Origin of the sequence: Hymenobacter jeongseonensis (assembly GCF_015694725.1) — a bacterium.
In the GTDB taxonomy this organism is placed as follows: Bacteria; Bacteroidota; Bacteroidia; order Cytophagales; family Hymenobacteraceae; genus Hymenobacter; species Hymenobacter jeongseonensis.
This window is the reverse complement of sequence record NZ_JADQDQ010000008.1, coordinates 206,749-220,266: the sequence shown is the minus strand read 5'-3', so window position 1 is coordinate 220,266 and position 13,518 is coordinate 206,749. Positions and strand designations below refer to the sequence as shown.

7 protein-coding genes are annotated in these 13,518 nt (G+C 56.6%); 4 read left to right on the top strand and 3 right to left on the bottom strand.

Annotation, left to right across the window (positions count from 1 at the left end):
* Positions 1–39: 39 nt before the first annotated feature.
* The gene (acs, locus tag I2I05_RS16425) at positions 40–1,968 is read left to right on the top strand and encodes an acetate--CoA ligase (RefSeq protein ID WP_196283336.1); all 1,929 of its coding nucleotides are present in this window, start codon (positions 40–42) and stop codon (positions 1,966–1,968) included.
* Positions 1,969–2,058: 90 nt separating this feature from the next.
* Here the strand turns inward: acs and I2I05_RS16420 are convergent, their stop codons facing one another.
* From I2I05_RS16420 to I2I05_RS16410, 3 genes are all read right to left on the bottom strand, one after another.
* Positions 2,059–3,543, bottom strand: coding sequence for an exonuclease domain-containing protein (locus I2I05_RS16420; RefSeq protein ID WP_196283335.1), 1,485 nt, complete (start codon positions 3,541–3,543; stop codon positions 2,059–2,061).
* A gap of 161 nt (positions 3,544–3,704) precedes the next feature.
* On the bottom strand, positions 3,705–4,175 hold the full coding sequence (locus I2I05_RS16415) for a ferritin-like domain-containing protein (RefSeq protein ID WP_196283334.1): 471 nt from the start codon (positions 4,173–4,175) through the stop codon (positions 3,705–3,707).
* Between the two features lie 91 nt (positions 4,176–4,266).
* Positions 4,267–5,460: an AI-2E family transporter gene (locus I2I05_RS16410; protein WP_196283333.1), complete on the bottom strand. Its 1,194-nt coding sequence runs from the start codon at positions 5,458–5,460 to the stop codon at positions 4,267–4,269.
* Between the two features lie 188 nt (positions 5,461–5,648).
* Here I2I05_RS16410 and I2I05_RS16405 point away from each other — a divergent pair, with 188 nt between their 5' ends.
* From I2I05_RS16405 to I2I05_RS16395, 3 genes are all read left to right on the top strand, one after another.
* The gene (locus tag I2I05_RS16405) at positions 5,649–7,592 is read left to right on the top strand and encodes a DNA topoisomerase IV subunit B (RefSeq protein WP_196283332.1); all 1,944 of its coding nucleotides are present in this window, start codon (positions 5,649–5,651) and stop codon (positions 7,590–7,592) included.
* 155 nt (positions 7,593–7,747) lie between these two features.
* The gene (locus I2I05_RS16400; protein ID WP_196283331.1) at positions 7,748–9,799 is read left to right on the top strand and encodes a tetratricopeptide repeat protein; all 2,052 of its coding nucleotides are present in this window, start codon (positions 7,748–7,750) and stop codon (positions 9,797–9,799) included.
* An 863-nt stretch (positions 9,800–10,662) separates the two neighbouring features.
* A complete protein-coding gene (locus I2I05_RS16395) occupies positions 10,663–13,416 on the top strand; it encodes a DNA gyrase/topoisomerase IV subunit A (protein ID WP_196283369.1) in 2,754 nt (917 codons plus the stop codon).
* Positions 13,417–13,518 lie beyond the last annotated feature (102 nt).

Sequence of the window (13,518 nt, the reverse complement as noted above, 5' to 3'; positions counted from 1 at the left end):
AAAATACTTCTCATTCTGCACCATACCAATCACCCCATTATGTCTGAAAATACCCCAGCTCACGCCCGCGTTCGCACCCTCGACGAATACCACGCCGCTTATCAGCAGTCGGTGGAAGACCCCGACGCCTTTTGGGCAGCCGTGGCCGAGCCCTTCACCTGGCGGCGCAAGTGGGGCAGTGTGCGCGGTGGGCAGTTTTCGCCCGAAGGCCAAAGCACTTGGTTCGACGGCGCTACCCTCAACATCACCGAAAACTGCCTCGACCGCCACCTCGAACAGCGCGCCAATAAGCTGGCCATCATCTTCGAACCCAACGACCCCCGCACCCGCCACCTGCGCCTGACGTATCGAGAGTTGCACGCGCAAGTGTGCGAAATGGCCAACGTGCTCAAGAAAAATGGGGTGAAAAAGGGCGACCGAGTGGTGCTTTACCTGCCCATGATTCCGCAACTGGCCATTGCCGTGCTGGCTTGTGCCCGCATTGGGGCGGTGCACGGCGTGGTGTTTGCCGGCTTCTCGGCCGCCGCCATTGCCGACCGCATAAACGATGCGCAGGCCTCCTTCGTCATCACGGCCGACGCCCTGGAGCGCGGGGCCAAGCAAATCCCAGTGAAGAGCGTGGTTGATGAAGCCTTGGCGCAGTGCCCATCGGTGAAGCGCATGCTGGTGGTGGAGCACACCGGCTGGCCCGTGCAAATGGTGGCCGACCGGGACGTCTGGTTTCACGAAGAGGTGATGGAGGTAGATAAAAACTGCCCCGCCGAAGAAATGGCGGCAGAAGACCCTCTCTTTATCCTTTACACCAGCGGCAGCACCGGCAAGCCAAAGGGCGTGGTGCACACCCAGGCCGGCTACATGGTCTGGGCCGATTATACGTTCCGGAACGTGTTTCAGGTGGAGGAAAACGACGTGTACTGGTGCACGGCCGACATCGGCTGGGTAACCGGCCACACCTACGGCCTCTACGGCCCGCTGCTGGCTGGCAGCACCACCGTGTTGTTTGAGGGCGTGCCTACCTTTCCTTCGCCGGGCCGGTTCTGGGAGGTGATTGACAAGCACAACGTCACCATATTCTACACTGCGCCCACCGCCATCCGCTCGCTCATGGCCGCGCCCATCGACCACGTGCTGGCGTATTCGCTCAGCAGCCTGCGCATACTGGGCTCGGTGGGCGAGCCCATCAACGAGGAAGCTTGGCATTGGTACCACCAGCACGTGGGCAAGGGCCGCTGCCCCATCGTGGACACGTGGTGGCAGACGGAAACCGGAGGCATCATGATTTCGGCCATGGCGGGCATTACGCCTTCGGTGCCGGCGCGGGCGGGCCTGCCGCTGCCGGGCGTGCAGCCCGTACTGCTGAACCAGGACGGGACCGAAATCAAGGGCAACGACCAGGAAGGCTACCTCGCCATTAAGGGCAGCTGGCCGGGCATCATCCGCACCACTTGGGGCGACCATGCCCGTGCGCAGCAAACGTATTTCCAGCCCTATCCCGGCTACTATTTCACCGGCGATGGCGCCCGGCGCGACGAACAAGGCCTTTACCGCATCATTGGCCGCGTCGATGACGTTATCAACGTGAGCGGCCACCGCTTTGGCACGGCCGAGATTGAAAGCGCCATCAACGAAAGCGAGTTTGTGGTGGAGAGTGCCGTTGTGGGTTATCCGCACGACGTGAAAGGCCAGGGAATTTACGCCTACGTCATCTGCCAAAACGGGGTGCCCACGACCGATATCGACATTCAGCGTACCGAGGCCAGCATTGTCGAAGCCGTGGTGGCCCACATCGGCCGCATCGCCAAGCCCGACAAAATTCAACTCGTTTCGGGCTTGCCCAAAACCCGCTCGGGTAAAATCATGCGGCGCATCCTACGCAAAGTTGCCGAAGGCGAAACCACCAACCTAGGCGACGTTACCACGCTGCTGGACCCTTTGGTGGTAGACGAGATTGTGGCCGGAAAGAAGTAGGCAGCTCCGCCAAAATCAGAAAGCGGCCCACCGGATTCATTCGGTGGGCCGCTTTTTGATTTTAGGCAGCAGTAAGCGTTAGCTTTCAAATCACCCAAATACCTTCACCCGCTCGCCTTTGTGCCTGGTGCGCAGGTGCAGCCGGATAATTTGCTGGATGTCCTTGTTATCAGTGAAAGGCTTAATTACATCGCGGAAATCGGCCAGTTTGCGAGCCGAAAACGTTTCGTCGACGTACCCAAAACCGCGGTAGCTGCCGTTCTCGACCAGCACAATGGTCTTTTCCAGTTCGGTGCGGCCCGCGCCAATTACCACGAACGTGTCGTGCTCGTAGCTGATGCTGTCGATGGCTTCGTCCACGCGCAAGTTGTAGCTCTCCGGCGCCTCCTGGCCCACGCAGGCGCCCTGGCAGCGGTGCACCTGATAGTCGAAGCACGCGCCCTGCGTTTTGTAAAGGCCGCACAGCTTTTGGCAAAGGTTGTACTTGGCCACTTTGTGGTAAAGAAAACCCTGGGCTTTGTATTGGTTGCCCAGCGCAATGATGGGAATTTCGGCGTTGCGGGCATCGGCGCGGCCGTAGGCCAGGCGCTTGTAGCCTTGCTCATCAATGCGCAGGTAGATGCCGGCCGGAAACACCGAGCGCCGCTGCTGTCGGTTGTAAGCCGGTTTGAGCTGTTTAATCAGGTGCGATTCGTAGAGCAGCGCCACCAACTCCGAGCCCGTCAGCTCCCAGGTGATATCGGCAATAGAATTTTTGAACTCCAGGCTTTTGCGCGATTTGACGTCCACTGCAAAGTGCTGCTGAATGCGCTTGTAAATGTTGATGCTCTTGCCCACGTAAATCACCTCGCCGGCTTCGTTGTGGAAGTAGTACACGCCCGTGGCCTGCGGCAGGCTGGCCACCAAAGCCGGCGAAACGAGCGGCGGAATCAGCGCCGTGCGAATGGCTTCCTGCACCGCCGCCACGCGCTTGGGCGAGGGTCCCTTGGTGCCATCGGGGCGGCGGCCGGCCGGTGCCAGGGCATCCACCCGCGCCAGAGTGTCGGCCGGAGGAAGCCCGTTTTGCACCGCTTCGCTATCCTGCGTGATTTTGAGCAGCCGGCCGAATAGCACCGCCGTGGCATGGGCATCGCCCGCGGCGCGGTGGCGGTTTTCCAGCGTAATCCCGATGTTCTGGCACAGCTTGCCCAGGCTGTAGCTAGGCTGGCCGGGAATGAGCGAGCGGCTTAGGCGCACCGTGCACAAGGTTTTGCGCGAATAATTGTAGCCGAGGTCAGCAAATTCCTTCTTCAAAAAGGAGTAGTCGAACCGCACGTTGTGGGCCACAAACACGCAGCCCTCGGTCATTTCCACCACCTTGCGCGCCACTTCATGGAACTTGGGGGCATCGCTCACCATGTCGTTGGTGATGCCCGTGAGCTGGGTGATAAACGGCGGAATCGCCCGGCCCGGGTTGAGCAGGGTCGCGTACTCGTCCACGATTTTCTCGCCGTCGTGGATATAAATGGCTATTTCGGTGATGCGGTCCTGGGTGGGCTGCCCGCCGGTGGTTTCAAGGTCAATAATGGCGTACAAATCGCAGGGCCGGGATAGTGGTCAGAAGAAAGACTAACAAACTTAGCCGGGCAGAAGGTTGCACAAGAAAAAAGCCGCCCCAATAGGACGGCCTTTTCGAGGAATATTAATCAGTGAAAGCAAGTCCGCAACTTAGGCGGGCCAACAGTACGGCCTTGACATTACTTAACCTGGCCTTTCAGCTGGGTTACCATGTTTTTGGCGTTCAGAATCTGACTGCGCTGCTGCTCAATTACACTTTTGGCCTGCATGGGCAAGTCAGCTGAGAGGGCCGTTTCGTAGGCTTTTAGGGCCGTGGCATCGCCAGTTTCACACTCGTTGAGGATGGCCTTGTCGTCGTGGCCCGTAATGGCCGATTTAATGTTAATCCAGCCGCGGTGGACGGCGGCGGCAGCATCTGTCATGGCGCCTTCCAGGGTGCCGCTCTCGTTCACATTTACCCCAAACTGCTTGGCCTGCTGCGACAGTTCGGACGCAAATTGGGCCCGCTGCTGCGAGAGGCGACTCAGTTCCGTTTTGATTTTGGGATTGGTCACACCCTCGGCAGCTTCCTGGTAGCCTTTGGTTGCCGACTTGTTGATTTCAACCAAGTCATTGTAAGCACGGACGGTTTTTTCATTCGGTGTTGCCATAGCATAAAGGATGGTTGGTGGAAGATATATTTCCTGTAAATACTGCCGCCATCAGTTATTGGTTACACAAAATAAGGTTAAAGTCCAGCTTCTACATGCGCTTTATCATGTGCCAGGCTTTGCCAAAAAAGCCCGGTTTGCTGCTCGAAGTGTCCTTTTTGCTGTCGTCACCGTCCGTGACGTCGCCCAGCAAAAATCCCCAGGGTTCGGTCGTTTTGTTCGAGTCAAACACAACCTTGAGTACGGCCACAAGCGGGATACTTAATATCATGCCCGGCGTGCCCCACAACTCGCCTCCCAAGATGAGGGCCACAATGGCTGCCATGGGATTGATGCTCACTTTGGAGCCGGTAATCATGGGCGTGATGAAGTTGCCTTCCAGAAACTGCACAAACACAAACACGCCCACCACCGCGGCCGCCTTGCTTGGGGAACCGGTCTCGACCAGTGTAATCAGGGCCGGAATGGTGGCGCCTACCAGGATACCGATGTAGGGAATAACCGCCAGCACCGAAGCGAAAATGGCAAAAAAGATGGCAAACTTCACCCCGAGCAGCAACAGCCCAATGCCATTGAGCACCGCCACAATCACAATCACCATGAGCAGCCCCGTGATGTAGGCCTGCACCACGCTCTGAATGTTGTCCATGGTATGCAGCACGGCCGTGCGCTTGTCTGGCGACACGAAGCGGAACATGAACTGCCGCATATGGTCGCGGTAATACAGGAAGCAGAAAATATAAATGGGCACCAGCGTGAGCACGCTCAGCACCCCGGCCGTGGTGCTGATGGTGCTGCCAAGAAAGCCGCCGGCCGACTTTTTGGCCGAGCTCAGCGAAGAGTCAATCAGCTCGTCTTTGCTCATCACGCGCATGCCAAACCGGTCGTGCAGCCACTTCTGGCCTTGGTCGAAAAACGTCACCAGCTTTTGCTGAATCATGGGCAACTCGGCCCGTAAATCCATGATTTGCGCGCCGAATACCACGACCAACCCGGCAATGCCGCCAATCAGGAGCAGAATGGTTGCGAGAATGGCGATGGACCGCGGCCAGCCCCGCGCTTCCAGCTTGCTCACCAAGGGCAGCAGCAGGGTGGAAAGCAAGGCCGAAAAGAACAGCGGCAGCAGAATGCCGTCGAGCTTGTGCAGCACAAAAACCAGCAGCGACAGGCCAATTAGCAAAAATGTGTAGTGTATCACCGGCGCCAGCTTGGCTTCGGTCAGCGCTCCGCTTTGCTGAGATACGTTGGAATGCGGCGAGCCGCGGTTGATTAGAGGAGGAAACATAAGTAAGGAGTGAGAGGGGAGTGGAGATGATGCAATGGGCCGAAGCATTGCGAGTGAACCGGAGCCTGGAAAGCGGTGTTGGAAACTAAATAAATTAGTGAGAAGATGCTAAAAGAGCTGGCAATATTTCTTGCCCTGCTGCTATTTTGTGCGTTATTTTACCTAAAACCTGGACAACAGTTGCCCCAATGAACGACGAATCCCTGACCGAAGCCGCCGAAGTGGCGGTTAAAGTCGCCGACCACGGCTACAACGAAGACAGCATTCGCTCGCTGGACTGGCGCGAGCACATCCGGCTGCGTCCGGGTATGTACATCGGCAAGCTGGGCGATGGCTCCGCTTACGACGACGGCATCTACGTGTTGGTGAAAGAAGTGGTCGATAATTGCATCGATGAACACGTGATGGGCCACGGCCGCACCATCGATATTAAGATTTCGGATTCCCGGGTGCAGGTGCGGGATTACGGCCGCGGCATTCCATTGGGCAAGGTGGTGGACGTGGTGAGTAAAATCAATACGGGCGGCAAATACGATTCTAAGGTGTTTCAGAAGTCCGTGGGCTTGAACGGCGTGGGCACCAAAGCCGTGAACGCCCTCAGTGGCTATTTCTTGGTGCAAAGCGTGCGCGAAGGCGTGCTGAAGTCGGCCGAGTTTGCCCAGGGCAAGTTGGTGAGCGACCCCAAACCCCAAAAAACCAGCCAGCGCAACGGCACGCTGGTCACGTTCCAGCCCGACGACACAATTTTCAAGAATTACCGCTTCATCCCGGAGTACCTCGAAAATCAAATCTGGAACTACGTCTACCTCAACGCCGGCCTGACCATCAACTTCAACGGGCAGAAGTATTATTCCGAAAACGGACTGCTCGATTTGCTCTCCCGCAAGGCCGACGTGGAGCACCTGCGCTACCCCATTATCCACCTCAAGGCGGCGGATATCGAGATGGCCATGACGCACGGCAACGACTACGGCGAGGAGTATTACTCCTTCGTGAACGGCCAGTATACTACACAGGGCGGCACTCACTTAGCGGCATTCCGCGAAGCCGTGGTGAAGGCCGTGCGCGAATTCTACAAGAAAGATTACGACGCGGCCGACATCCGGGCCAGCATCATTGCCGCCATTTCGGTGCGGGTGCAGGAGCCGGTGTTCGAGAGCCAGACCAAAACCAAGCTCGGCAGTGTGAACATGGGCGAGGACGGCCCCTCGGTGCGCGGCTTCATTCTCGATTTTGTGAAGGAGCACCTGGACAACTACCTGCACAAAAACCAGGCGGTAGCCGAGGCGCTGCGCAAGCGCATCGAGCAGAGCGAACGGGAGCGCAAGGACATGGCCGGCGTGAAAAAGCTAGCCAACCAGCGCGCCAAGAAAGCCAACCTGCACAACCGCAAGCTGCGCGACTGCCGCTTCCATTTGGGCGAGAATGCCAAGGACGGCGCCGAAAAAGAATTGCTCACCACGCTTTTTATCACCGAAGGCGACTCAGCTTCGGGCAGCATCACCAAGAGCCGCAACGTGGAGCTAGAGGCCGTGTTCAGCCTGCGCGGCAAGCCGCTGAACTGCTTTGGCCTGAAGAAAAAAATCGTGTACGAGAACGAGGAATTAAACCTCCTGCAGCACGCGCTCAACATTGAGGAAGGCATTGAGCACCTGCGTTACAACCGCGTGGTAGTGGCTACCGATGCCGACGTCGATGGCATGCACATTCGCCTGTTGCTGCTCACGTTTTTCCTGCAGTTTTTCCCCGACTTGGTCCGCAACGGCCACGTCTTCATCCTCGAAACGCCGTTGTTTCGGGTGCGCAACAAGAAGGAAACCATTTACTGCTACAACGAGCAGGAGAAGCAGGCCGCCATGCGTAAGCTGGGCAAAAACCCCGAAATCACGCGTTTTAAGGGTCTGGGGGAGATTTCGCCGGAAGAATTTGGCAAATTCATCGGCGAAAACATCAAGCTCGAGCCCGTTATTCTGCAGTCGGACCGCAGCATTCAGCAGGTGCTCACTTACTACATGGGTAAAAACACGCCCGACCGCCAGAATTTTATCATCGATAATCTTCGCCTCGAAAAAGACTTGATTACCAGTGATGTACTGCCGGCAGCGGAAGTGCTGGAAGTGGAAATAGTTTAATTTTATCATGCCGTTCAGTAGCGTTATAATGCGCTGTTTGGCAACGGCCGAGCAGCGCATTATTGCATTTAAGTAATAAATTATGAAGGGCTAATCGGGTAGACGTTTTGTTCAACCTCAACAATATTACCTTTATCTGATTATTGCCAAGCTGAATGCGAAAACCTTTACTGAAGTGGCATCGAGTGGCGGTGCGGGCGTTATTCATCTTCGCGGGCGGCGTTGTTCTTCTAGCTGCGCCAGCCCGTTTGGCCGCGGCCGTTAGCAGCCAGCCTACTGCTCTGGCAGCCGTTCCGCCGCCGCAGTCTAGCCTGTGGCACTCCCAACAGCATCGAATTGATAGCATCAAAGCGCTGATTGAAAACCATTCAGATTTCGATTCAACCCGCGTGGTCCTGCTCACGAACTTGGCGTGGGAAGTCAAGCTGCAAAATGTGAAGGCTGCGCGCCCGATATTAGAGGAGGCCCTTTCGCTGGCGCGCCGCCTGCGATACAAAGATTTAGTGGCCGAAACCCTATTGGATTTGGCCGATTACCACATCACCCTGGCGGAATATGGCCCGGCGGTGCGGCTCCTGAACGAATCGCGCGATGAGTTTAAGAAGGTGCATGACCAAGGCGGTGAGGTACGCTGCCACGGCCGCTTGGCGCAGGTAGCCGACCAGCAAGGGCAGTACGCTGCCAGCTTGGCCCACTGCTTTCAGGGCTTGGCCTTACCCACCAACACGAATACCCGCCGATTTCAGACCAACCTGAAAATCCAGGTGGGTAACACGTTTACTAAACTGGGCGACTACGCTCACGCCCGCGACTATCTTTTCGATGCCCTGCAGGTAGCTCGTCGTTATGACTATCCTGACCGCATCAATTTGGCGTTGGGCGGCCTTGGGGATGTAGCCAAGAGCCAGAAAAAGTGGGCTGAGGCGCGGCACTATTACGTGCAAAGCATGGCCGTGAGCCAGAAATTGCACAATGCATCTGAGGTACTTACCATGCAACTGAACTTGGCTGAGGTGAGTGAGCGGCAAGGAGATTTCGCTCAGTCGTTTGCGTTAGCATCGGCCGCATTGCGGCAATCCATTCTGGCTGGCCAGCGGGTGGCCATTCCCCGAGCACAGGGGATTTTGGCTCGGGCCTTCCTGCGGCAAGGGCAGTCCGATAGCGCGATTATCTACGGCGAGCGCAGCCTGCAAGCTAGCAAACTAGTCCGGGCCGTTGAGGGCAGCCGGGCGGCTAATGAGGTGCTGGCGCTGGCCTACGCGAAGGAGAAGGATTTTGCGCGCGCTTATCAGGCTTCCATTGGCCGCAAAGCTTTCAATGATAGCCTGCTCAACGAATCGACGGTTCGCCGCACGGCCGCCCTGCAATTAAACTTTGAATTGGGGCAGCAACAGGCGCAAATCAAACTGCTCACGCAGCAATCGCGCCTGCAGGCACAGGAACGCGAGCTCGATAAGTTGCGGCAGCAGCGCCAGTTGCTTGGTCTGAGTGGGCTTGGGGTGCTTGCAATTGGCTTTGCCGGTTATTTGCTGTGGCGCTTTCGCCAGCGGCAGTCCGCCCGCGAATCGGCGTTGCGAACGCTGCTGGCGGCCGATTTGCGGGACGATGTGGGCGCGCTGCTCCGCCAAATCAGCCTTCAAAGCAACCTCCTGCAAGAGGGCTTAGCCGATGCCGCGGGCCAACGCCTGCAAATCAGCCGGCTGTCGGAAGCCAGCCGCACCGCGGTGCGCCAGCTCAACGACGTGGTGTGGAGTCTCGACACCCAACAAGATTACCTGGCCGAGCTACTGAACCGCATGCGGGAATATGCCCACGAACTGCTGTGTTCCCGGGGCATCGAAGTTGTGCTTGAAGCTCCCGAGGTAGCCGCCACGGTGCGGCTACACACCCGCCTGCGCCGCAACTTGTACCTGATTTACAAGGAAAGCCTGCAGCATATTCTCAAGCACGCAATTCATGCCACGCAGGTCATTATTCGCATTCGGCTCGAGGGGCCTCAGCTAATCATTGATGTCATCGACAATGGCCAGTCCGTTCCTGCCGGCGGCCAAGCCGGCTTGGACTTGCGGGCCGGGCAGGGGTTGGCCCACATTGACGCTCGAGCCAATGCTATTGGTGGAGCCGCCACTACCGGACCCGTCTTGGCCGCCGATGGGACTCGCACCGGCTTCGGCGTGCGGATAGCTGTCCCATTGCCAACCATTTAAGCTGAACCGTTAATTGATTATTGTCAATATCACTTTCGCGTGATTCAATTTTTGCAATTATGTTTTTACAAGAACCAAATAATTGATTATTTGCGATGTTTCTGGTAGAATAATTTGTATTTATATTGCAATAAATAATTTAACATTATCAATAACAAGGCTTGTTTTAGTATCAGATTGACACAAGCCATGGCCGTTGCCTTTTTTATTTAGAGACCTAGGCAAGGCTAAAATATTTTACTCGAGAAAGTTCGGCATTTTGCATTGTTGGTTTTTTTGCGTAGGTTTGAACCGCCGCCTAGGGGTAGACTAGTCGGCACATTCCACGGAAAAGCTCGGGCCTTTGGCTCGGGCTTTTTTCGTTTGGCGAGGTTTGGATTAATTGTCCAGCTTGCTGGAATGTAAATCACAGCCGAATTGGCTATTGATATTAGTTTGCGGTTTGTGATTTAATGCCGTTATTTGATTCAGGACAGCGTTTGCGATTAGTTGCAGGCTGTGCGAAACCCCTGAAGTAGCTAAAAAAATTGGGAACTTTCCAGCTCTGCCTGGAATTGTAATTTGTTGCGCTCCTCGCTGATTCCGGTATTTTTGACGGCAGTTCGCCGACTTCTTTTGATTTCCCTGTGGCTACTCTCGATACTCCTGCTTCCGAATCTCCTGACGAAAATTTCTTGCAGCCCGGCGATTCGTTGGACTTTGACCTGACGGCGTTTTCGCCCGCCGCCGCGGCCGATGCGGTAGAGCCCGCCAGTTTTGCGGACCACGATGCGGCGGAGCAAGCACTCGCGCATCCCGCCGGTGGCGCGCTCACTCCGCCTGTTGAGGCGAATAGCTTGTTTGGCGAAACGCCCGCCGTTCATATGGCCGTCGACATTGCGCCCGAACCCGAGACCGAGGAAGAGCCCAAGTTTGCGCCCGGCGAGACTATCCACGACGTTGCTACTGTGAAAGGAATGTACCAGAACTGGTTTCTGGATTATGCTTCCTACGTAATTCTGGAGCGCGCTGTGCCCGCCATTGAAGATGGCCTGAAGCCCGTGCAGCGGCGCATCCTGCACGCCATGAAGGAGATGGACGACGGTCGCTTCAACAAGGTGGCCAACGTCATCGGCCAAACCATGCAATACCACCCGCACGGCGACGCCAGCATTGGTGACGCCATGGTGAACCTGGGCCAGAAAGATTTGCTAATTGAAACCCAGGGCAACTGGGGCGACGTGCGCACCGGCGACGGCGCCGCCGCGCCGCGCTACATTGAAGCCCGGCTGAGCAAGTTTGCCTTGGATGTGGTGTTCAATCCCGACACCACCGAGTGGCAGCTTAGCTACGACGGCCGCAAGCGCGAGCCCACCACGCTGCCCGTGAAATTCCCGTTGCTGCTCGCGCAGGGTGTGGAGGGCATTGCCGTGGGCTTGAGCACCAAGATTATGCCTCACAACTTCCGGGAGTTGTGCAAGGCCAGCATCGACGTGCTGCGGGGCCGGGAAGTGCAGCTGTTTCCAGACTTTTCGACGGGCGGACTGTGCGACGTGACCAACTACAACTCGGGCATGCGCGGTGCCAAAATCCGGCTGCGCGCCACCATTGAGAAGGTCGATAAAACGCTGCTCATCATCCGCGACATTCCGTACGGCTCCACGACTACGGCGCTGATGGAAAGCATCGTGAAAGCCTCGGAAGCCAACAAAATCAAGATTAAAAAGGTGGTCGATAACACGGCGGCCAACGTGGAAATTCAGGTGCAGTTGCCTGCGGGCGTTTCGCCTGACCTGACCATGGACGCGCTGTATGCCTTCACCGATTGTGAAATCAGCATCTCGCCCAACACCTGCGTCATCATTGATGACAAGCCCCGCTTTGTGGGCGTGGAAGACGTGTTGCGGCAAAGCACCAAAGCAACGGTGCGCCTGCTGGAGCGCGAGTTGGAAATCAGGCAGGATGAGCTGTGGGAAAAGTGGCACAACGCCTCGCTGGAGAAGATTTTCATCGAAAACCGCATTTATCGCAAGATTGAAGAGTGCGAAACGTGGGCCGAAATTCTGGAGACGATTGACAAAGGGCTCAAGAAATTTGTGCGCATAGAAGGGGAGAAGGCCAAGGCCGACGACCAGCGAATTCTGCTCCGGCGGCCCATACTGGAAGACGACTTGACCCGCCTGACCGAAATTCGCATCAAACGCATTTCGAAATTCGACGGCTTCAAAGCCGATGAGTACATCCAGCGGCTGGAAGCAGAATTGGCTGAAGTAGCCGACCACCTAGCCAATCTGACCCGTTACGCCATCAATTACTTCGAAGGCCTGCTGAAGAAGTACGGCGCGGGGCGTGAGCGCAAAACGCAGCTGCGCACCTTCGACGTGGTGACGGCGCAAAAGGTGGCCATTGCCAACCAAAAGCTCTACGTGAACCGGGCAGATGGCTTTGTGGGTTTTGGCCTCAAAAAGGACGAGTTTGTGTGCGATTGTTCCGACCTCGACGACATCATTGCCATCAAGCGCGACGGCACGTTTACGGTGACCAAAATCGCTGAGAAAACCTTTGTGGGCCGCGATATTCTTCACGTCGGCGTTTACAATAAGAACGACGACCGGCTGGTGTACAACATGGTGTATTTGGACGGGGCTTCGGGCATTTCCTTCGCGAAACGCTTCCTGGTTTCGGGTATCACGCGCGACAAAACGTACGACCTGACCAAGGGCACGAAAGGCACCAAAACCCTGTACCTGACCGCCAATCCCAACTCAGAGTCCGAAATCGTCAGCATTCAGTTGTCGGACAAGGCCCCGGCGCGGGTCAAGCAGTTTGATTTCGATTTTGCGGAGCTGGGCATCAAGGGAAAAGGTTCGATGGGCAACATCGTGACCAAGCAGCCAATCAAGAAGATTACGCAGAAAACCCTTGGCGATTCCACCCTGGGCGGCCGCGAAATCTTCTTCGACAGCGTAGTGGGCCGCCTCAATACGGCCGGCCACGGCCGGTACCTGGGCACCTTCGATACCGAAAACCACGTGCTGGTTGTTTTCAAGGACGGCAGCTACGAGCTGACCACGCCCGACCCGGCCAACCATTACGACGTTCCTAACATTGTGCTGCTGCGCAAATACGAGCCCGAAACGGTGCTTTCGGCGGTGTACGTTGATGGCGATACCAAAATCCACTACGTGAAACGCTTCCGCATTGAGACCACGACGTTGGCCAAGCGGTTTACTTTTATTTCCGAATCAAAGGGCTCTAAAATGCTGGCCGTCACGGCTAACCCGGAGCCGATGATGGAGGTGAAAGTGCAAAAAGACAAAAAGGCGGAGAAGGAAACGGAGAAAATCAGCCTGCACGAATTCATCGACGTGAAGGGCTGGAAGGCAATGGGCAACAAACTCAACTACTTCAAGCTGCACGCCTTGGCCCTCCTCACCGACGAAGGCCCGGAGCCGCAACGCCGCGAAGTATCCAAGAAGCGGGTGGTTGCCGCACTAGCCAAGCCCAGCGAGGGCGGGGCAGGTGCGGCCACCACGGAGCGCACGGAAACGAACGGAGCCGTTGACGTCACCGCCGAAGAAGTGGCTCAGGCCCGCGAATTGCTTAAGCGGCCCAAAGCACAGCTCGGCTTGTTCTAGGGCGGGCTGCGATTCAAATTGGCGTTGAAACTTGATAATCCGCGCTTCTGTTTCGCCTAGCAGAAGCGCGCTTTGCAACGCTAACCCCGTTTTCTTGCCCTT

Coding starts and splice junctions, on each gene's coding strand:
- acs (WP_196283336.1), top strand. CDS start 40: ATGTCTGAAAATACCCCAGCTCACGCCCGCGTTCGCACCCTCGACGAA.
- I2I05_RS16415 (WP_196283334.1), bottom strand. CDS start 4,175: ATGGCAACACCGAATGAAAAAACCGTCCGTGCTTACAATGACTTGGTT.
- I2I05_RS16410 (WP_196283333.1), bottom strand. CDS start 5,460: ATGTTTCCTCCTCTAATCAACCGCGGCTCGCCGCATTCCAACGTATCT.
- I2I05_RS16405 (WP_196283332.1), top strand. CDS start 5,649: ATGAACGACGAATCCCTGACCGAAGCCGCCGAAGTGGCGGTTAAAGTC.
- I2I05_RS16400 (WP_196283331.1), top strand. CDS start 7,748: ATGCGAAAACCTTTACTGAAGTGGCATCGAGTGGCGGTGCGGGCGTTA.
- I2I05_RS16395 (WP_196283369.1), top strand. CDS start 10,663: ATGGCCGTCGACATTGCGCCCGAACCCGAGACCGAGGAAGAGCCCAAG.